General features: G+C 63.4%; 18 protein-coding genes. 3 read left to right on the top strand and 15 right to left on the bottom strand.

Translation table 11 applies throughout. From position 1 onward, the window contains the following. Positions 1–23: 23 nt before the first annotated feature. The 3 genes from carB to ACY65G_RS07345 all read right to left on the bottom strand — a co-directional run bounded on the left by carB (position 24) and on the right by ACY65G_RS07345 (position 5846). Positions 24–3254 carry a carbamoyl-phosphate synthase large subunit gene (carB, locus tag ACY65G_RS07335; RefSeq protein ID WP_464996703.1) on the bottom strand — a complete coding sequence of 1077 codons (3231 nt, stop codon included), beginning with the start codon at positions 3252–3254 and terminating at the stop codon, positions 24–26. After that, entirely contained in the window at positions 3255–4418 is a 1164-nt protein-coding gene (carA, locus tag ACY65G_RS07340; RefSeq protein WP_464996704.1) for a glutamine-hydrolyzing carbamoyl-phosphate synthase small subunit, read from the bottom strand. Positions 4419–4679: 261 nt separating this feature from the next. Beyond that, complete coding sequence (locus ACY65G_RS07345) at positions 4680–5846, bottom strand: rhamnogalacturonan acetylesterase (RefSeq protein ID WP_464996705.1); 1167 nt, start codon at positions 5844–5846, stop codon at positions 4680–4682. Between the two features lie 329 nt (positions 5847–6175). On the opposite strand from ACY65G_RS07345, the gene ACY65G_RS07350 reads away from it, so the two are divergent. Further along, on the top strand, positions 6176–7144 hold the full coding sequence (locus tag ACY65G_RS07350) for an IS1595 family transposase (RefSeq protein WP_464996706.1): 969 nt from the start codon (positions 6176–6178) through the stop codon (positions 7142–7144). Positions 7145–7224: 80 nt separating this feature from the next. Here the strand turns inward: ACY65G_RS07350 and ACY65G_RS07355 are convergent, their stop codons facing one another. The 12 genes from ACY65G_RS07355 to pstS form a co-directional block, all read right to left on the bottom strand. Beyond that, complete coding sequence (locus ACY65G_RS07355) at positions 7225–7959, bottom strand: PEP-CTERM sorting domain-containing protein (protein ID WP_464996707.1); 735 nt, start codon at positions 7957–7959, stop codon at positions 7225–7227. Positions 7960–8010: 51 nt separating this feature from the next. Next, on the bottom strand, positions 8011–8736 hold the full coding sequence (locus ACY65G_RS07360; RefSeq protein ID WP_464996708.1) for a PEP-CTERM sorting domain-containing protein: 726 nt from the start codon (positions 8734–8736) through the stop codon (positions 8011–8013). A gap of 124 nt (positions 8737–8860) precedes the next feature. Then, complete coding sequence (locus ACY65G_RS07365; protein ID WP_464996709.1) at positions 8861–9058, bottom strand: hypothetical protein; 198 nt, start codon at positions 9056–9058, stop codon at positions 8861–8863. 54 nt (positions 9059–9112) lie between these two features. Further along, positions 9113–9517, bottom strand: coding sequence for a GlcG/HbpS family heme-binding protein (locus ACY65G_RS07370; RefSeq protein WP_464996710.1), 405 nt, complete (start codon positions 9515–9517; stop codon positions 9113–9115). 45 nt (positions 9518–9562) lie between these two features. Further along, positions 9563–10570: a patatin-like phospholipase family protein gene (locus ACY65G_RS07375; protein ID WP_464996711.1), complete on the bottom strand. Its 1008-nt coding sequence runs from the start codon at positions 10568–10570 to the stop codon at positions 9563–9565. 75 nt (positions 10571–10645) lie between these two features. Further along, a complete protein-coding gene (gene phoR, locus ACY65G_RS07380; RefSeq protein WP_464996712.1) occupies positions 10646–11965 on the bottom strand; it encodes a phosphate regulon sensor histidine kinase PhoR in 1320 nt (439 codons plus the stop codon). Further along, positions 11962–12654: a response regulator gene (locus tag ACY65G_RS07385; RefSeq protein WP_130185141.1), complete on the bottom strand. Its 693-nt coding sequence runs from the start codon at positions 12652–12654 to the stop codon at positions 11962–11964. Before ACY65G_RS07385 ends, phoR begins: the two co-directional genes overlap by 4 nt. A 7-nt stretch (positions 12655–12661) precedes the next feature. After that, positions 12662–13369: a phosphate signaling complex protein PhoU gene (phoU, locus tag ACY65G_RS07390; protein ID WP_464996713.1), complete on the bottom strand. Its 708-nt coding sequence runs from the start codon at positions 13367–13369 to the stop codon at positions 12662–12664. Between the two features lie 19 nt (positions 13370–13388). After that, complete coding sequence (gene pstB / locus ACY65G_RS07395; RefSeq protein ID WP_464996714.1) at positions 13389–14189, bottom strand: phosphate ABC transporter ATP-binding protein PstB; 801 nt, start codon at positions 14187–14189, stop codon at positions 13389–13391. A gap of 45 nt (positions 14190–14234) precedes the next feature. Beyond that, positions 14235–15092 carry a phosphate ABC transporter permease PstA gene (pstA, locus tag ACY65G_RS07400; RefSeq protein ID WP_464996715.1) on the bottom strand — a complete coding sequence of 286 codons (858 nt, stop codon included), beginning with the start codon at positions 15090–15092 and terminating at the stop codon, positions 14235–14237. Between the two features lie 38 nt (positions 15093–15130). Beyond that, positions 15131–16144: a phosphate ABC transporter permease subunit PstC gene (pstC, locus tag ACY65G_RS07405; RefSeq protein ID WP_464996716.1), complete on the bottom strand. Its 1014-nt coding sequence runs from the start codon at positions 16142–16144 to the stop codon at positions 15131–15133. Between the two features lie 118 nt (positions 16145–16262). Then, positions 16263–17288 carry a phosphate ABC transporter substrate-binding protein PstS gene (pstS, locus tag ACY65G_RS07410; protein ID WP_464996717.1) on the bottom strand — a complete coding sequence of 342 codons (1026 nt, stop codon included), beginning with the start codon at positions 17286–17288 and terminating at the stop codon, positions 16263–16265. A gap of 331 nt (positions 17289–17619) precedes the next feature. Here pstS and ppk1 point away from each other — a divergent pair, with 331 nt between their 5' ends. Together ppk1 and sixA are read left to right on the top strand one after the other, a co-directional pair. Then, positions 17620–19710, top strand: a complete 2091-nt coding sequence (gene ppk1 / locus ACY65G_RS07415; protein ID WP_464996718.1) for a polyphosphate kinase 1 — start codon at positions 17620–17622, stop codon at positions 19708–19710. A gap of 45 nt (positions 19711–19755) precedes the next feature. After that, the gene (gene sixA / locus ACY65G_RS07420; protein ID WP_464996719.1) at positions 19756–20223 is read left to right on the top strand and encodes a phosphohistidine phosphatase SixA; all 468 of its coding nucleotides are present in this window, start codon (positions 19756–19758) and stop codon (positions 20221–20223) included. The last annotated feature ends 400 nt before the right edge of the window (positions 20224–20623 follow it).

Consider the following 20623-nt stretch of genomic DNA (forward strand, 5'->3'; position numbering starts at 1 on the left):
CATCGAAGGCCCGCGGTCAGGGCTTAGTTTAAGGTTTTATGCAGCCCTTGTAAATCGTACACCTGCAACTCGTCCAGGTGACGGATACCGGCCACCGCCGCCTCGGCGCCGGCGATCGTCGTGTAGGTCGTCACGCGCGATTGCAGTGCCGACGTGCGGATCGCCCGCGAATCGACGATGGCGCTGCGCTTTTCCTCGACCGTGTTGATGACCAGCGCGATCTCGTGGTTCTTGATCATGTCGACCACGTGCGGACGGCCTTCGGCCACCTTGTTGACCGGGGTAACGGGAATGCCCGCCGCCGAGATCACGGCGGCCGTGCCCTTCGTGGCCACCAGCGAGAAGCCCGCCTCGACCAGGTCGCGCGCCACCTTCACGGCGCGCGGCTTGTCCGACGCCTTCACCGACAGGAACACCTTGCCCGACTTCGGCAGTTTCACGCCGGCGCCGAGCTGCGACTTCACGAACGCTTCCGCGAACGTCTGGCCCACGCCCATCACCTCGCCGGTCGACTTCATTTCCGGACCGAGGATCGTGTCGACGCCCGGGAACTTCACGAACGGGAACACGGCTTCCTTCACGCTGTAGTAAGGCGGCACGACTTCCTGCGTGATGCCCTGCGACGACAGCGTCTGGCCCACCATGCAGCGCGCGGCGATCTTCGCCAGTTGCAGGCCGGTGGCCTTCGACACGAACGGCACCGTGCGCGAGGCGCGCGGGTTCACTTCCAGGACGAAGACGACATCCTTCTGCTCGCCGTCGATCTCCTGCTTCTGGATCGCGAACTGCACGTTCATCAGGCCGACGACGTTCAGGCCCTTGGCCATCAGCGCGGTCTGGCGCTTCAGTTCATCGATGGTTTCCTGCGACAGCGAATACGGCGGCAGCGAGCAGGCGGAGTCGCCCGAGTGCACGCCGGCCTGCTCGATGTGTTCCATCACGCCGCCGATGAACGTGGTCTCGCCATCGGAGATGCAATCCACGTCGCACTCGATCGCGTCGTTCAGGAAGCGGTCCAGCAGCACGGGCGAATCGTTCGATACCTTGACCGCTTCGCGCATGTAGCGCTCCAGGTCGCGCTGCTCGTGCACGATTTCCATCGCGCGGCCGCCCAGCACATAGGAAGGACGCACCACCAGCGGGTAGCCGATTTCCTGGGCCAGTTTCAGCGCTTCTTCTTCCGTGCGCGCAGTACGGTTTGGCGGCTGGCGCAGCTCCAGGTCCTGCAGCAGCTTCTGGAAACGCTCGCGGTCTTCGGCCGCGTCGATCATGTCCGGCGAGGTGCCGACGATCGGCACGCCGTTCTTTTCCAAGTCCAGCGCCAGCTTCAGCGGCGTCTGGCCGCCGTACTGCACGATCACGCCGACCGGCTTTTCCAGCTCGACGATTTCCAGCACGTCTTCCAGCGTCAGCGATTCGAAGTACAGGCGGTCGGACGTGTCGTAGTCGGTCGACACGGTTTCCGGGTTGCAGTTGACCATGATGGTCTCGTAGCCGTCTTCACGCATCGCCAGCGCGGCGTGCACGCAGCAGTAGTCGAATTCGATACCCTGGCCGATCCGGTTCGGGCCGCCGCCCAGCACCATGATCTTCTTCTTGTCGGTCGGGTTCGATTCGCATTCCTCGTCGTACGTGGAGTACATGTACGCGGTATTGGTGGCGAATTCGGCGGCGCACGTGTCCACGCGCTTGTACACCGGGCGAATGCCCAGCGCGCGACGCTGCTCGCGCACGGCCGTGTCGGTGGTCTGCAGCAGGTAGGCCAGGCGGCGGTCCGAGAAGCCCTTCTGCTTCAGGCGGTACAGCGTGTTCTTGTCCAGGTTTTCCAGCTTCTGGGTGTCCAGCCACAGCTCCAGGTCGACGATTTCCTTGATCTGCACGAGGAACCACGGGTCGATCTTGGTCAGGTTGTGCACTTCTTCCATGGTGAAGCCCTGGGCGAACGCGTCGCCCACGTACCAGATGCGCTCCGGACCCGGCTCGCCCAGTTCCTCTTCGATCTTCTCGCGGTCGACCGTCATCTGGTTCATGCCGTCGACGCCCACTTCCAGGCCGCGCAGCGCCTTCTGGAACGATTCCTGGAACGTGCGGCCCATCGCCATCACTTCGCCCACCGATTTCATCTGCGTGGTGAGGTGGTCGTCGGCGGTCGGGAACTTCTCGAATGCAAAGCGCGGGATCTTCGTGACGACGTAGTCGATCGACGGTTCGAACGATGCCGGCGTGGCGCCGCCCGTGATCTCGTTGCGCAGTTCATCGAGCGTGAAGCCCACGGCCAGTTTCGCGGCAACCTTGGCGATCGGGAAACCGGTGGCCTTCGAGGCCAGCGCCGAGGAACGCGACACGCGCGGATTCATCTCGATGACGATCATGCGGCCGTCTTTCGGGTTGATCGAGAACTGCACGTTCGAGCCGCCCGTATCCACGCCAATCTCGCGCAGCACCGCCAGCGAGGCATTGCGCATGATCTGGTATTCCTTGTCCGTCAGCGTCTGCGCCGGTGCCACGGTGATCGAGTCGCCGGTGTGCACGCCCATCGGGTCCAGGTTCTCGATCGAGCAGATGATGATGCAGTTGTCCGCCTTGTCGCGCACCACTTCCATCTCGTACTCTTTCCAGCCCAGCAGCGATTCCTCGATCAGCAGCTCGTTGGTCGGCGAAGCCTCCAGGCCGCGCTTGCAGATCTGCTCGAACTCTTCCTCGTTGTAGGCGATGCCGCCACCGCTGCCGCCCATCGTGAACGATGGCCGGATGATGGTGGGGAAGCCCACTTCGCGCTGCACCGCCCACGCCTCTTCCATCGAGTGCGCCACGCCCGAGCGTGCCGAACCGAGGCCGATCTTGGTCATCGCGTCCTTGAACTTGGAACGGTCCTCGGCCTTGTCGATGGCTTCCGGCGTGGCGCCGATCAGCTCCACGTTGTACTTGGCCAGCACGCCGTTGTTGTGCAGGTCCAGCGCGCAGTTCAGCGCGGTCTGGCCGCCCATCGTCGGCAGGATCGCGTCCGGGCGCTCTTTCGCCAGGATGCGCTCCACCACCTGCCAGGTGATCGGCTCGATGTACGTGACGTCCGCCATTTCGGGGTCGGTCATGATCGTGGCCGGGTTGCTGTTCACCAGGATGACTTTATAACCCTCTTCGCGCAGCGCCTTGCAGGCCTGTGCGCCGGAGTAGTCGAATTCGCAGGCCTGGCCGATCACGATCGGGCCGGAGCCGATAATCAGGATGCTTTTAATGTCAGAACGTTTTGGCATTTATTTCTTCTCCGCTGCTTCCATCATCGAGATGAAGCGGTCAAACAGGTACGATACGTCGGTAGGGCCAGGCGATGCTTCGGGGTGGCCCTGGAAGCAGAACGCGGGGGTGTCGGTGCGGGCAAAGCCCTGCAGCGAACCGTCGAACAGCGACACGTGGGTCACGCGGCAGTTGTCGGGCAGCGTCGCGGCATCCACGGCGAAACCGTGGTTCTGCGACGTGATCAGCACCTGCTTCGAATCCAGGTCCTGCACCGGGTGGTTGGCGCCATGGTGGCCGAACTTCATCTTCAGCGTCTTCGCGCCGGAAGCCAGCGCCATGATCTGGTGGCCCAGGCAGATGCCGAACGTCGGGATCTGCTTTTCCATCAGTTCGCGCGTGGCGCGGATCGCGTAGTCGCATGGCTCCGGGTCGCCCGGGCCGTTGGCCAGGAAGATGCCGTCCGGGTTCAGGGCCAGCGCGTCGGCCGCCGTCGATTGCGCCGGCAGCACGGTGACCTTGCAGCCGCGCTGTGCCAGCATGCGCAGGATGTTGCGCTTCACGCCATAGTCGAACGCCACCACGTGGAAGCGCGGATTCTCCACCTTGCCGTAGCCTTCGCCCAGCTTCCATTCCGTCTCGGTAAACTCGTAGGCCGCCTGCGTGGTGACCACCTTGGCCAGGTCCATGCCGGCCAGACCCGGGAACGAGCGGGCCAGCTCGACAGCCTGCGCCACCAATGGTTCGTTGCCCAGCGTGCCCGTCAGGATCGCTCCGGCCTGCGCGCCTTTTTCGCGCAGCAGGCGCGTCAGCTTGCGGGTATCGATGCCGGCGATGGCGACGACATTCTCGGCCTTCAGGTAGTCGGCCAGCGACTGGGTGGAGCGGAAATTCGAGGCCAGCAGCGGCAGGTCACGGATGATCAGGCCGGCGGCGTGGACTTTCGTGGCTTCGACGTCTTCGGCATTGATGCCGTAGTTACCGATGTGCGGATACGTCAGCGTGACGATCTGGCGCGAGTAGCTGGGGTCGGTCAGGATTTCCTGATAGCCGGTGATGGACGTATTGAAGACAACTTCGCCCGTCGTGTGACCGGCGGCGCCGATCGAATAACCTTTGAAGACGGTACCATCGGCAAGAGCCAGGATGGCTGGAACGGATGGGCCAGAAAAAAATGGCGGCAAGGGCAACTCCTGTAAAGTTACCGTAGCAGCGCCACGTCAGCAGCCCGCATAAAAAATTAGCCGGGCTGGGCCAGGCTGCGGGTCGGATGAGAATGGAATGATGAGGTAGGCGCTACGACGGATATGTATTGGCTAAACCTTTGAATTATAGCTCAAAGGCTCTCGCCCGGCAATGGCAGGAGGGCAATCAGGCATCAGGATTCCGGGCTGTCGCGCCCGCGGGCGGCGCCGCCATGACGGCCTGCGCCACCCGTTCATGCCCTACTGCGCCGCCGCGGGCCGGATCTGCTGCCGATCGAGGTCTTCCGCTACCAGCCTTGCCAGCTCGGCAGCCCCAGCACGGTTGGGATGCAGGGTGTCTCCGGCCATGTACAGCGCCAGCGTGGCTTCCGGGCCGATCTGCGTGAAGTAAGCCGACGACAACACGTTCAAGTCCACCAGCGCCACATTCTCCTCCTGCGCCAGGGCCAGCGTGGCGCGGCGATACCAGCGCCCTGTCGAGCTGTGCACGCCTTCGGCATTGAAGTCCGTGGCGCGGCCTTGCGGCGTGACCAGTACCGGCCGCGCCCCGGTGGCAGCAACCTGTCGCACCATGTCGCGCATGATTTCCTTGAACTGCGCTTCCGTGGTCTCGTTCTTCGGGTTCGTGTCGTTGATGCCCATCTCGAGCAGGAAGAGGTCACCCTCCTTGCTGTACTGCAGGATCGTCTCGAGCTGGCCGCTGTCGCGGAAGCCGCGCCCGATCTGGCCGCCCGTGGCAATGTTGCGGACCTGGAATGTGCGCAGGTCGACATAGTCCGGCAGCAGTTGCCCCCACCCGCCCTGCACGCTGCTGGCGAGCGGATAATAATTGGCCACCGTGGAATCGCCGCCCACCCAGATGGTGGGGCTCATCGTCGGATCCCGCGAAATCCGCTTGATCTCCAGGGCGCTCAGCGTAAACTGCGTGCCGGCCTTGCCTTCGGTGACGAGCAGGTTCAGTTGCCCGTCCGTCACGGGCATCTCGAACGAGTCCGTGGCGTTATTGCCGGTCATGTTCAGCACCTGGTACACGCCCTCCGCGGCAACGCTGGCCCGCGACGTATTGCCGAGGGTGACGGAGATCCTGTAAAGGCCCGGCTTCAGGTCGACATTGAACGTGTTGGCGCTCTTGGTGCCGAACTGCAGGAAACGCACCGCATCGCTGCCCAAGCCGGTGCCGCCGGCGGCCACGTTGGCCATGGATTCCGGCGTGTTGAACCCGTAGCCCCTTTCCGGCGTGTAGGCATCCTCGGCGCGCACGCCGGTATAGCTCGGCTGGACCGGGCCGTTACCGAAGTCGAAACGGTAGGGACGCTGCCCGTTGGAGCCATCGCCAGCGCTCGCCCCCATGGCGGCTGCAAGCAATATGGCGGTCATGGATGCGCGGGCAAGCAGTGATCGGGTCATTGGTCTGGTCTCCTTGATCGTCGTTGGGCGGAATCGCCGGCAAGCGCGGACGTGGCGAAGCCTGCCGGGCAGCGGCGACGGCGGGAGGAGTGTCGGCCGCCCGCCAGGCAAGCGTTATCACACGCGCAACGATTTAATCCCGACCGGGAGGCCAGGTCAACGAGGCCGGGGTGCGTTACGCACGATAATCGCGAAGTTGAGCGATCAGTCCGTTCGGGCCCGGCGGCATTTGAAGGGGAATGAGAAAGGCACTGTCACCCGAGCCTGTGGACTGAACTGAACCATTCGCCAAAATCGCTGTCTCAACAGTACTGACGACGGAGGCGGCGATGCATGACGGACTGTTCGATAACTTGCTGGAAAGGCTGCGCGGGCAAGTCGCTGAATGCTCAAGTGCGCAACTGGCGGCGTTGCGCGCTTTGCTCGGGTCGGCCTCGTCACTGGCGACCTGCCTCGAACTGATCGAACGATTCGGGCGCCCTTGCAGCAGTTGCCCGCATTGCGCGGCGACGCGCATCCATCGTCACGGCTTCTCGTATGGCCTGCAACGCTATCGCTGCCTGGCTTGCGGCCGAACCTTCAATGCCTTGACCGGCACGCCGCTCGCATTCCTGCGGCTGCGCCGCAAATGGCTGCCATTCCTGGAGACAGTGCTCGATTCGCGGACGGTGCGCGCCGCCGCCGAAAAAACCGGCATCCATCGCAACACCAGCTTTCGCTGGCGCCATCGCTTCATGGTCGGAGCCAAGCACGATCGCCCGTCGCAGTTGCAAGGGATCGTCGAGGCGGACGAAACTTATTTACTGGAATCACAAAAAGGCAGCCGGCACCTGGACAGGCCAGCGCGCAAGCGCGGCGGCAAGGCCAGCCGGCGCGGTATCTCGAGGGAACTCGATTGCATCCTCGTGGTCCGCGACCGTGATGGCAAGACGAGGGATTTCGTTTGCGGCCGTGGTCCGGTCACGGCGCGCCAGCTCCAGCATCACCTGCCGCCGGTACTGGCCGCGGACGTGCTGCTGGTATCGGACAGCGCCGCTGCCTACCGGACATTCGCACGCCGTACCGGCATCCTGCACGAAGCTGTCAACGTGAATGCAGGGGCGCGCACGCGCGGCGCAATTCACCTGCAGCACGTAAATGGGTACCACAGCCGCTTCCATGGCTGGCTGGCGCGTTTCAACGGGGTAGCGAGCAGGTACCTGCCGAACTACCTGGGCTGGCGCCACGGCCTTGACGGGCAGCGCTGGCGAACGCCAGCGGATTGCTTCATTGCAGCACTGCAGGGCAGCATTACCTGATAACTCGTTGGAACTTCCACAGGCTCGGGTGAAAGCGCCATGAGAAAGGCCTGCAACCTAATGGCTGAGCCAGCTAAAAATTACCGGAATCTTTCCATGAAGTTGTCCTTCCTGGAAATCCGCATGATCAGCACCCCCACGCCCGCGAGCATCATCGCCCATACTCCCGGTTCCGGCACGACCGCCACCTGGACATTGAGCAGCGCATTGCCGATCGATGCCAGCGCATGCGATTCGGAAGAACTTTCCGGTCCCACGGAACCCCAGGCCTGCGCGAATACCGTGGCGCCGATGTCGAGCTGGAATGTGCCATCGAGGGACAGCACCCCCGCGTCGAGCGCCACCGGCCGGAAGCCATTGAAGTCCGCCTCCACCCAGGACCGCGACAACAGTGTGTCCGGTGCCGTCAGCAGGAATCCCACGCTGGCGAAATTGCTGGCCGTGCCCGGTTCGGCATCGGGCGCCTGCCCTATTCCCAGCTCGCCATACCCCAACGCATGCAGCCCGATCCCGGTGATCCGGTAGCCGGGATTCACATCGACCCGCAGCGTGCCCTGGTGGCCGCCGCCATTCGTTGCGCCGACCCCGGTCAGGTCGTCGGCCGGGAAGTTCTGCACGTCCTGGTTCAGCGTATCGAGGGAAATGCTGGTCGTCAGCGGCGTTTGCGCCGCCACGCCGATATTCCAGTTTTCCGGAGCGGGACCATCGATGTAGGTAATCGTAAATCCCTGGAATGCAAGCTCGGTGGCAGCCTGCACGACGGGAGCGATGGACAGCATGGCACCGAGCGCCAGCCCGGTCAGCGCGTTTTTCATGGAAACCTCCGTCAGCATGGATGGCGGCGCAAGCCGCCGGGAACGATGCGATTACAGCGCCGCGGCGTCAGGCCGGGCCGGTGCGCGACGGCGCCGCGCGAGAACGCCGATCACGCCGAGGCCGGCCGCCAGCATCAGGCCCGCGTGCGGCTCGGGAACCGGCGCCACTTCCACATGCAGCACGAGGTCGCGCAACGATGCCGACGCCATCGATTCGGCGAACGCCCCGCCGCCTTCCACGCCCCACGCCTGCGCCACCAGCATGCCCGAGATACTGACGCTGGCTGTCCCGGCAAGGTCCAGCGGCGCGGTCGGCAGGTCGAGAACGTTCTCGGCCTGGAAGCCGGTGTAGGAAGTGCCCCACGTGGCGGACGTGCCCACGGTCAGGTACACGCTGGCTTCGTTGTTGACGATACCCGGCGGGAAATCAGGCAACTGGCCGGGGGCAAGTTCGCCGAACGCGATGCCGGTCAGGACCAGCCGCGTCACGCGGTAGCCGGCATCGATATCGAGCCGCAGCGCACTCCAGGAGACGGTGCTGGCAAAGCCGCCGGCGCCGGTGAGATCATGCGCCTCCACTGCAAGGGACTGGTTCAGCGTGTCGAGGGAAAAGCTGGCCACCCCGGGGAACAGGTCGACCTGCGTGATGCTCCAGTTCTCTGGCGTGGGGCCGCCGACGTAGGTGATGGTGAATGCCGCGGTGTCGATGCTGGTAGCGGCGTGAAGGGGCGAGGATAACAGCAAGCCGAGCGCGAGCCCGGCCAACGCATTTCTCATCGCATTTCGCATACTGGCCTCCGTCTGGAATCCGGCAGCGCCGTTTGCGGAGCAAGCGGCGCCGCAGTCGTGCCGGCTTTCAGATTAGCAGGCGCGGCCGGAAATGCCAGCCGCAAGCTTCGGATCAGCCGCGCCGTTGGCGCGTCGCCACACCGGGCAGCGCCATGGCGCCCAGCAGCAGGCCCGCCACCGTTGCGTGCGAAGTTCGCTTTATCGCATCCCCGATATCCGTCCTGGCAGCCGGGATGCGCCGCTGCCGCGCCGGTGTCGCCGACACCGGCGCTTCAGGATATTGGTTGGAGAACTGCGCGATACCGGCCATGCGGCGTTGCGCCGCACATACAACACCCTGCAGAGAAACGATCAGGCTGCGCGATCAGCCCAGCGCGGCGATACCGGCCTTGGCGATCTGCGCATCCTCGTCGGACTTCACGCCGGAAACACCCACGGCGCCGATCGAGTGGCCGTCGACGACGATGTTCACGCCGCCTTCGAGCAGGCCTTCCACTTCCGGCGCCGTCAGGAACGCGTAGCGGCCGTTGTTGATCACGTCTTCATAGATCTTGGTTTCGCGGCGGCCCAGTGCCGACGTCTTGGCCTTGGCCGGCGCGATGTGCGCGGTCAGCGGCGCGGCGCCGTCCAGGCGCTGCTGCCACAGCAGGTGGCCACCGTCGTCGACGATCGCGATCGACACCGCCCAGTTGTTGGCCAGCGCTTCGGCTTCGGCGGCAGCGGCGATTTTCTTCACATCGGCGAGAGTCAGGTATGGCTTGCTTTGCATTTGGTTCTTCCTTCGGTTGATGAATACTGCTTGTAAAGCTGTGGATCACTTCGCGGCCACGGCCGGCGACTCCCGGCGGGCCTTCAGTTTCTGCTTGATCTGCCCCATCAGCGCCAGCGCGGCCTTCTCGCCGGCCTGCATCGCCCGCGCGCGGCTGGCGAAATCGTTGCCGGCCATATTGCCCAGCGCCGGCTGGATCACCACGTCGGCATCGCGCAATTCATACTGGTTGATGCGCTGGCCCATGATCGAAAAGGTTTGCATGATCACTTCGAGCGACGACACGGCGGCCTGCGCCTCGGTCTGCGTGCTGATGTTGACGGCAATGATGAACTCGGCGCCCATTTCCTTGGTGAAACGCACGGGCACCGGCGCCACCAGGCCACCATCCACATAGGTGCGGTTGCCGATGGTAACCGGCTGGAAAACGCCTGGCACCGCCGAGCTGGCACGCACGGCCTGGCCGGTATTGCCGCGCGCGAACAGGATCGGCTGGCCCGTCTTCAGGTCGGACGCGACGGCGCCGAACGGCAGCTTCAGCTTTTCCATCGGGCGGTTGTTGACGGCCTTGTTGACATAGCTTTGCAGCGCCACGCCCTTGAGCACGCCGGACTTTGTCCCGAACAGCGGCAGTGCCCAGTCCGAAATCGCCGCCTCGTCCATGGCGTAAGCCATCTTTTGCAGCGCACCGGCGTTGTTGCCGGCGGCGTACAGCGCACCGACCACGCTGCCGGCACTGGTGCCGACCACCACGTCGGCCATGATGCCGTTTGCTTCGAGTGCCTTGATCACCCCGATGTGCGCGAAACCGCGCGCGGCGCCACCGCCCAGCGCCAGCCCGATCTTCACCTTGCGCTGCGGAGGCGCGGCGGGCGTATGGGTGGCGGGAGTCGGATCGCCGAGCGCCGGCGGGATCACGGGTGGCAGCGTCGCCGGCGTACCCGGCGCACCGTTCGCGGCGACCGTGCTGCCAGGGGGAATAACGGGAGCGCTACCGCATCCGGCCAGGAAGGCCGCGGCCAGCGCATACGCGGTCAATCGTTTCAGGAACATCGCTGTCAATCTGGTTGGGGCCGGCACCGGCGACGCTTTTCGCGTCACCGGTGCCCGGCAAAACGGCAGATTGTATCAGTTCACGGCCAGGGAGGCGGCCGGCTGGGTGACCGCGGCCAGCGACTTCGGCAGGTTCACGGTGAACGTGCTGCCCTTCCCGGGCTCGGACGTGATCGACAGCGTGCCATTGTGGCGCAGCAACACATGCTTGACGATCGCCAGGCCCAGGCCGGTACCCTGCGTTTCGCGGGAACGGCTCTTGTCGACCCGGTAGAAGCGCTCGGTCAGCCGCGAAATGTGCTCGGCGCTGATGCCGATGCCGGTATCGCGCACCGTGAAGCGCACGCCGGTGGCCGTGTCTTCCCACTTCAGGGACACGGTGCCGCCGGCCGGCGTATAGCGCACCGCGTTGGCGGCCAGGTTGCCGAATGCGCTGTACAGCTCTTCCATGCCCCCCATCACGTCGCTGCCGTTCACGTCGAGGACGATCTCGTGCTTGCCGGCGGACAGGGCCTGCGCATCGCGCCGCACCTTGTCCAGCAACGCGGCGATATCGACGTGCTCGGCGCGCACCGGATGGTCGATCGACTCCAGGCGGGACAACGTGAGCATGTCCTCGATCAGGTGCTGCATCCGGTAAGCCTGGTCCATCATCAGCTTCAGGTGCGCCTGGCGCGTGCCCTCGTCGAGCTGTTCGGCGGCGGCGATTTCCAGGAAACCCAGCACGACCGTCAGCGGCGTACGCAATTCGTGCGAGGCATTGGCGACGAAATCGCGGCGCATCCGGTCGGTGCGCTCGCTTTCCGTGACATCGTGCGTGACGAGGATCTGCCGCCGGTTCTCGAACGGAATGATGTGCGTGATCAGCTTGCGGCCGCGGAACGACAGCACCAGCGGCTGGTCATAGCGGCCCAGGATCAGGTAATCCATGAAGTCCGGGCTGCGCACCAGGTTCGTTACCCGCATGCCCTTGTCGCGGTCGTGCCGCAGGCCCAGGTGCTCCTCGGCGGCCGGATTGCACCATTCGAGGAACAGCACGTCGTCCATGATCACCACGCCGTCGGGCAGCAGGTGCATGGCCTGGCGGAAGCGGGCCAGCCATTCGGTCAGTTCGGCCTGGTTCTTCTCGTCGTCGCGGCGCAGGCGGTACAGGCGGGAAAACACCGGCGTCCACTCGCCCCACCCGTCGGGCAGCTTGGCGCTGTTCGGTTCGTCGAGCCAGCCGGAAAGCTGGTACAGGTAGTGCAGCTGCACCAGCACCATCGTGCCCAGCGAGGCCAGCGCCACCCACAGCGCCGGCACCATGCCGAACCACCACCACAACAGGCCGATGGCGAAAGCGCCGGCGCTCATCTGGATGGCGACCGGCACCCAGAACACGAACCGCGGATTCATGTTTTCTCGGACAACATGTAGCCGACGCTGCGCACCGTCTTGATCAGGTGCTCCGCTTCCTTCAGCGCCTTGCGCAGCCGCAGCACGTGCACGTCCACCGTGCGTTCCTCGATGACCACGTGGTCACCCCACACCTTGTCGAGCAGCTGGCTGCGCGAGAACACGCGTTCCGGATGCGCCAGGAAGAATTTCAGCAGCTTGTATTCCGCATGGCCGATATCGATCTTGGCCTGGCCCAGCGAGACGGTGCAGCTGATCGGATCGAGCGTGATCGGGCCGGCGCGCATCGCGGCATCGGCATGCTCCGGGCTCTTGCGGCGCAGCAGCGCGCGCGAGCGTGCCAGCAGTTCGCGCGGCGAGAACGGCTTGGTGATGTAGTCGTCCGCGCCGTTGTTCAGGCCGGCCAGCTTGTCTTCCTCCATGCTCTTCGCCGTCAGCATGATGATCGGGATGTCGGCGAAATGCCGGTCGCCGCGGATGCGGGCCAGCAGGCGCAGGCCCGTCTGGTCCGGCAACATCCAGTCGAGCAGGATCAGTTGCGGCTTGCGCTCGTGGATGAAGTCCCATGCTTCCTGCGTGCTCTGCACCGAACTGACGTTCCAGCCCGACTCGCGCAGCGAGAACGTGACCAGTTCGACAATCGCCGGTTCATCTTCAACAATCAGTACTGTCGTTTTATCCGCTGCCATTTCTCGTTCAGTCTTCCTTGATTCCCTCGCCCGCCACGGCGGCGCGGCTATGGCGGATGTCGATGCCTTCCACCACGTAGATCACGTATTCGGCGATGTTCTTTGCATGGTCGCCGATGCGCTCGATCGCCTTGGCGACCCACATCGTGTCGAGCGCAGCCGAAATTGTACGCGGATCTTCCATCATGAACGTAATCAGGTTGCGCATGATCGTGCGGAATTCATGGTCGATGATCGCATCCTGCGCGATCAGCGCCAGCGCCTGGGTGTGGTCGTTGCGTGCAAACGCATCCAGCGCGTCGTGCAGCATGTCGCTCGTGGCCGTGGCGATATTGCGCACCATCTCGTAGTGATTCACGGTGACGGCGCCGCGGCTGTGCAGGCTCTTGGCCGTGCGCGCGATCTTCGTGGCTTCGTCGCCGATGCGCTCCAGGTCGGTGATCACCTTGATGGTGGCCATGATCGTGCGCAGGTCGTTGGCGGCCGGCTGGCGCCGCACGATCAGGTGGCTGCACTGGTCGTCCAGCTGCACTTCGAGCTGGTTCACGGCATCGTCTTCGCGGATCACGCGCTCGGCACGCTCCTGGTTGCCGATGCGAAAGCACGTCATCGCATCGAGGAATTGCGTTTCGACCATGCCGCCCATCAGCAGCACCTTCGAGCGGATCGCTTCCAGGTCGTGGTCGTAGGCCTTGGAGGAATGTTCGCCAATCATGATGTCGTTACCTTTCTGATCAGCCGAAGCGACCGGTGATGTAATCCTGGGTTTCCTTGCGGGCCGGGTTCATGAAGATCTGGTCCGTTTCGCCGAACTCGACCAGTTCGCCCAGGTACATGTAGGCGGTATAGTCGGAGCAGCGGGCAGCCTGCTGCATGTTGTGCGTGACGATGGCGATCGTGTAATCCTGCTTCAGCTCGCTGATCAGCTCTTCCACTTTCGACGTGGAGATCGGGTCCAGCGCGGACGTGGGCTCGTCGAGCAGCAGCACGTCGGGCTTTACGGCCACGCCGCGGGCGATGCACAGGCGCTGCTGCTGGCCGCCGGACAGCGACAGGCCGCTCTTGCCCAGCTTGTCCTTCACTTCGGTCCACAGCGCGGCCTTCTTCAGCGCCCATTCCACGCGCTCGTCCATCTCGCCTTTCGACAGGTTTTCATACAGGCGCACGCCGAAGGCGATGTTGTCGTAGATGGACATCGGGAACGGCGTCGGCTTCTGGAACACCATGCCGACCTTGGCGCGCAGCATGTTCACGTCCTGGCTGCCTTCGAGGATGTTGGTGCCGCGGTAGGCGATCGTGCCTTCGGCGCGCTGGCCCGGATACAGGTCGTACATGCGGTTCAGCGTGCGCAGCAGCGTGGACTTGCCGCAGCCGGACGGGCCGATGAAGGCCGTCACCTGGCGTTCATGGATGTCCAGGTTGACGTTGTGCAGGCTGCGCGTCTTGCCATAGAAAAAGTTGAGGTTCTTGATCTCGATGATCTTCGCTGCGGCCTTCGCGGGTGCCTTCATTTGTACAGTCGCTTGCGCGTTCATGGCGGTTCTCTTGGAATGTGATTCGATTGATTGGTTCAGCCTGGATCAGTTCGGGATCTTCTGCGTGAAGACCGTGCGCGACAGGATGTTCAGTGCCAGCACGCTGAACGTGACCAGCAGTGCGCCGCCCCAGGCCAGGTCGCGCCAGTTGTCATACGGGCTCATGGCGAACTGGTAGATCACGTAGGGCAGGTTCGCCATCGGCTTGTTCATGTCGGCGTTGAAGAACTGGTTCGACAGCGCGGTGAACAGCAGCGGCGCCGTTTCGCCGGCCACGCGGGCCACGGCCAGCAGCACGCCCGTCACCACGCCGGCCTTCACGGCGCGCAGGCGCACCGTCATCGCCACTTTCCAGCGCGGCGCGCCCAGCGCGAACGCCGCTTCCAGCAGGCTGTTGGGCACGAGGCGCAGCATGTTGTCGGTAGTGCGCACCACCACCGGCACGGCGATCAGCGTCAGCGCGATCGAGCCGGCATAGCCGGAGAAGTGGTTCACGTTGGCCACGTACAGCGCGTAGACGAACAGGCCGATGACGATCGACGGCGCGGACAGCATGACGTCGGTGACGAAACGGGTGATCGCGGCCACCTTGTTTTCTTCGCCGTACTCGGCCAGGTAGATGCCGGCCAGGATGCCGATCGGCGTGGACACCAGCGTCGACAGGCCCACCATCAGCAGGCTGCCGACGATCGCATTGAGCAGGCCGCCGCCATCGCTGCCGGGCGCCGGCGTGGTTTCCGTGAACAGCGCCGGCGTCAGCGCGGCGAAGCCGTTGATGAGCAGCGTGGCCAGGATCCACAGCAGCACGATGACGCCGACCGACATGGCCGCTACCGACATGGCGATGCCGATGCGGTGCGTCCACAGGCGCTTGCGGTAGACAGGATTCATGCGGGGGTTCATGCGGGCATTCGTGGGTGAGCTGACAGCAGCGGTTTGCATTATTTGACACCTTCTTTACGGGACATGCCTGCCAGCATCAGCTTGGCGGCGGTCAGGACGATGAACGTGATCACGAACAGGATCAGCGCCAGCGAGAACAGCGACGACACGTGCAGCGGCGTGGCGGCTTCGCCGAATTCGTTGGCCAGCGTGGAGGCAATCGAATTACCCGGTGCGAACAGCGAGGCCGACAGCTTGTTGGCATTGCCGATCACGAACGTCACAGCCATCGTTTCACCGAGCGCGCGGCCCAGGCCCAGCATCACGCCGCCCACGACACCGGTCTTGGTGTACGGCAGCACGATCTTGCGCACCACTTCCCAGCGGGTGCAGCCCAGGCCGTAAGCGGATTCCTTCAGCACGGCCGGCACGATCTCGAACACGTCGCGCATCACCGACGAGATGAACGGAATGATCATGATCGCCAGGATCAGCGCGGCGGTCAGGATGCCGATGCCCATCGTCGGGCCACTGAACAGCACGCCGATGAAGGGGATCTGGCCCAGCGTGGCTTTCAGGAATGGCTGCACGTAGTCGCCGAACAGCGGCACGAACACGAACAGGCCCCACATGCCGTAGATGATCGACGGCACGCCGGCCAGCAGCTCGATCGCCGTGCCCAGCGGGCGCTTCAGCCACACGGGGCAGATCTCGGTAAGGAACAGCGCGATACCGAAGCTGACGGGGAAAGCGATCAGCAGCGCGATGCCGGCGGTGGACAGCGTGCCGACGATGGCGATCAGGGCGCCATACTGGTCGTTGATCGGATCCCACTCGACGCGCGTGACGAAGCCGGGACCGAACTCCTTCAGCGCCGGCCAGGCCCCCATCGCCAGGGAGATGATGATGCCGATCAGGACGAACAGCACGGACAGGGCGAACGTCATCGTCACCTTGTGGAAGATCCAGTCCTGGATCCGCTGCCGGCGCATCACCGATTGCATCGCGGCCTGCGACACCTTGGACACCGCCTGCGCATCAGCCCCGGGGACGGAAGTAATTTCTGCACTCATGGACATAGTTTTTTGGGTATTTTTTTTAAATGGGCTAACCGGGAGTCCCCGCTGTCTTTGCAGCCGGGCTCCTCCCGGTTAACCCCCTCGGGGTCAACCGAGGGAGCAGGTTCAACGATCAGTACAGGGCCTTGCCGGAAGCATCCTTCAGGTTTGCCTTCCAGGCGGCCTGGACTTGCTTGACCACGGTGTCCGGCAGCGGCACGTAGTCCAGTTCCACGGCGGCCTTGGCGCCGTTGGCGAAGGCCCAGTCGAAGAACTTGACGACTTCCTTGCCCTTGGCCGCGTCAGCCTGCTGCTTGTACAGCAGGATGAACGACACGCCGGTGATCGGCCACGACTGCTTGCCGGCCTGGTCGGTCAGCACCACGCCGAAGCCCGGGGTCTTGGTCCACTCGGCATTGGCGGCGGCGGCCTTGAAGTTCTCGTCGTCCGGCTGCAGGAACACGCCATCCTTGTTGCGAAGCTGGGTGTGCTGCATCTTGCTCTTCTTCGCGTAGGCCCACTCGACATAGCCGATGGCGCCCTTGATGCGCTGCACGTTGGCGGCCACGCCTTCGTTACCCTTGCCGCCCACGCCGGTCGGCCATTTCACGGCGCTGTTGGCGCCCACTTGCGACTTGAATTCCGGGTTGGTCTTGGACAGGAAGTCCGTGAACAGGAACGAGGTGCCCGAGCTGTCGGCACGGTGCACGACGGTGATGTCTTCCGCCGGCAGCTTGACGCCCGCGTTCAGCGTGGCGATCGCCGGATCGTTCCATTTCGTGATCTTGCCCAGGAAGATGTCGCCGACGACCTGGCCGGTCAGCTTCAGCTGGCCCGGGGCGATGCCTGGCAGGTTCACCACGGTGACCACGCCGCCCATGATGGCCGGGAATTGCATCAGGCCCGATGCCTCCAGGTCTTCCGCTTTCAGCGGCATGTCGGACGCGCCGAAATCGACGGTTTTCGCCTTGATTTGCTTGATACCTGCACCGGAACCCACGGAAGCATAATTCAAGCCGTTGCCGGTGGCAGCCTTGTACTGCTCGGCCCACTTGGCATAGATCGGGTACGGGAAGGTCGCACCGGCGCCGGTCATGTCCGCTGCGGCGGCGGTAGTGAAGGCCACTGCTGCGGAAGCGCCTACGATGAGGGAGGCCATCAACTGTTTCATACGCATAATCAAAGTTCCTCTTTGAGGGTTGGGGTTCTGAATGCTGCGCAGTGTAGTGACCGAATATGACGGCTTTATGACATGTTTGATGCAGGTTGAAATATTTGCCCGATAAGCTTGTCATAAGCCGTCGGCCGCAATGTCATAAAAGGCGTAACTCATTGAATTAAAAAGGCTTAGTTTTATGTCATAATTGTTTTCGAGCTACTTTTGAATGTCATGTTGTTGTCATATTTCTTATCTACACTGTCATAAGCGCCAGCGTTGCCATGGGGAGCGCTAGAATCTTGTCATAATGAATAGAAAAATCGATAAAAACATGAAACCCGAGATCCGTGCGGAAGTGACCCGTCATACCCAGTTTCTGGATCGCGAGCTTTCCCAGCTGGCGTTCAATCGCCGCGTGATGGCCCAGGCCGAGGATGCCTCGATCCCCGTACTGGAGCGGCTGCGTTACCTCTGCATTACGTCCAGCAACCTGGACGAGTTCTTCGAAGTGCGTGTCGCCAGCCTGCTGGCCGCCGCCACCGTCGATGGCAAGCTGTCCGAACACCCTGCCCTCACGGCCAACCTGAACCGTGTTTCATCGGAGTGCCACGCGCTGGTGACCCGGCAATATGACATCCTGAACACCCAGATCCTGCCGCTGCTGAAGGAACACGGCGTGCATCTGCTGCGCAATAACGAGCGCAACGACGCGCAGCGCGCCTGGATCAAGGAGTATTTCGAACGCGAAGTGCGCCCGCTGCTGACGCCGATCGGCCTCGACCCGGCACACCCGTTCCCCCAGGTCATCAACAAGAGCCTCAATTTCATCGTGGCGCTGTCCGGCAAGGATGCGTTCGGCCGCGGCACGGCGATCGCCATCATCAAGGCGCCGCGCGTGCTGCCGCGCGTGATCAGGCTGCCGGACGAGCTGTCGGACAAGCCGGGCACCTGCTTCTGCCTGCTGTCGTCGATCATCCATGCCCACATTTCCGACCTGTTCTCCGGCCGTGAAGTGATGGCCTATTCGCAGTTCCGCGTCACGCGCGATTCCGACCTGTGGGTGGACGAGGATGAAGTGAAAAACCTGCGCCAGGCATTGAAAGGCGAGCTGCAGGGCCGCCAGTTCGGCCGCTCGGTGCGCCTCGAAGTGGCCAAGAACTGTCCACCGGAACTGTCGCAGTTCCTGCTCGACCAGTTCGACCTGGACCGCTCCCGCCTGTACCAGGTCGATGGTCCCGTCAACATGGTGCGCCTGAACGAAATGATCGAGCACACGAAGATGCCCGAACTGCGCTTCACGCCGTTCGTGCCGGGCGTGCATCCGACCGGCAGCGACATCTTCGCCTCGCTGCGCAAGCAGGACATCCTGCTGCACCATCCCTATCAGTCGTTCCAGACCGTCATCGACTTCATCCGGCAGGCGGCAACCGACCCGTGCGTGGTCGCGATCAAGCAGACCGTCTACCGTACCGGCATGAACTCGGACCTGATGGAAGCCCTGATCCTCGCCGCCCGCCTGGGCAAGGAAGTCACGGTGATCGTGGAACTGATGGCACGCTTCGACGAGGAAGCCAACATCAACTGGGCCGACAAGCTGGAGCAGGCCGGCGCGCAGGTCGTCTATGGCGTGGTGGGCCTGAAGACGCACGCGAAGATGGCGCTCGTGATCCGTCGCGAAGGCAGCGCGGACAACACCGAGTTGCGCTACTACGCTCACCTGGGGACCGGCAACTACCACCCGACCACGACCAAGTTCTATACGGACTTCGGCCTGCTCACGTGCGAGTCGAACCTGGCCCGCGATGTCAATGAAGTGTTCATGCACCTGACCAGCCTGGCCAAGCCGCACAAGCTGAACCACCTGTGGCTGGCACCGTTCGCGCTGCAGAGCGAGATCATCAAGGCGATCCGCAACGAGGCCAAGATCGCCAAGTCGGGCAAGCCGGGCCGCATCATCGTCAAGGTGAATGCGATGGTGGACGAGTCCGTGATCCGCGCCCTGTACGCGGCCTCGCAGGATGGCGTGAAGATCGACCTCATCGTGCGTGGCGCCTGCACGCTGCGCCCGGGCGTGCCGGGCCTGTCGGAGAATATCAAGGTGCGCTCGATCATCGGCCGCTTCCTCGAGCACACCCGCATCTATTACTTCCGCAACGACCTCGCGCACGACGTTTATCTTGCCAGTGCCGACTGGATGAGCCGCAACCTGTTCCGCCGTATCGAGGTAGCGTTCCCGGTGCTCGACCGCGCGCTGAAGCGGCGCGTGATGGCCGAAGGGCTCAATCCCTACCTGAAGGACAATACGAACGCCTGGGAGCTCGAGTCCGATGGCCACTACCAGCGCCGCAAGCCGCGCGGCAAGCAGCAGCCTTTCAGCGCCCAGCAATACCTGATGAAGACCCTCGGCAACACGGCCGAGTGATCACGTAGAATCCGTCACGATCACGAGAATACAGAAAGGAATCCGATGGACCTGATCCTGTGGCGTCACGCCGAGGCGGAACCGGGCCACGAAGGCTTGCCGGACCTGGAGCGCGCGCTGACGCCGAAAGGCGTGAAACAGGCGCGGCGCATGGGCAAATGGCTCGATTCGCAGCTGCCGGAGAACTGCCGCATCCTCGCCAGCCCGGCCGTGCGCACGGTGCAGACGGCCGAGGGCCTGGGCCGCAAGTACAAGACCCACGCCGAACTGGCACCCGGCGCGGCGCCTGAAGCGATCCTGCAGGCGGCGAACTGGCCGGCTGCCAAGGAAACCGTGGTGATCGTTGGCCACCAGCCGACGCTGGGCCAGGTGGCCGCCCTGCTGCTGACGGGCGAAGCGCTCGACTTCGAGATGAAGAAAGCGGCCGCGTGGTGGTTCGTGCAGCGCGATGCGGAAGACCCTGCCAGCCTTTACCTGAAAGCGGTGATGTCAGCCGACCTCGTCGTCAAATAAGCCTTGGCGATCGGTTGTCTGCCCCTTGTAATGGCAGGACTGTCTGCTACAGTACAAATGTAGTACCGAAGTAAACGTGTCAATGTCGTGTTTGTATTGTGTTTGTATTATGTTTGTATTGTGTCTGTATCGTGTCTGCATTGTGTCCGTATCCAGTCTGTATTACGTATGCAGTTGCGTACTAACAAGGAGCAGCCTTCCGAAAGGATGGCTGGTTTATCATGCCTACTCTGCTGACGATCGGCATCTTCATAGCCACCGTGGGGCTGATCGCCTATGAAATCATTTCAGAAAGCCGTGGTGGCAACGGCCACCTGACCGACCGCTATCACGACGAATAGCGAACGCTGCATTAGCAAGCAAAAGCCTCGCGGCAGCCCGTATCACTACGGTCTGCAAG

Source organism: Pseudoduganella sp. jia 12 (assembly GCF_055502675.1).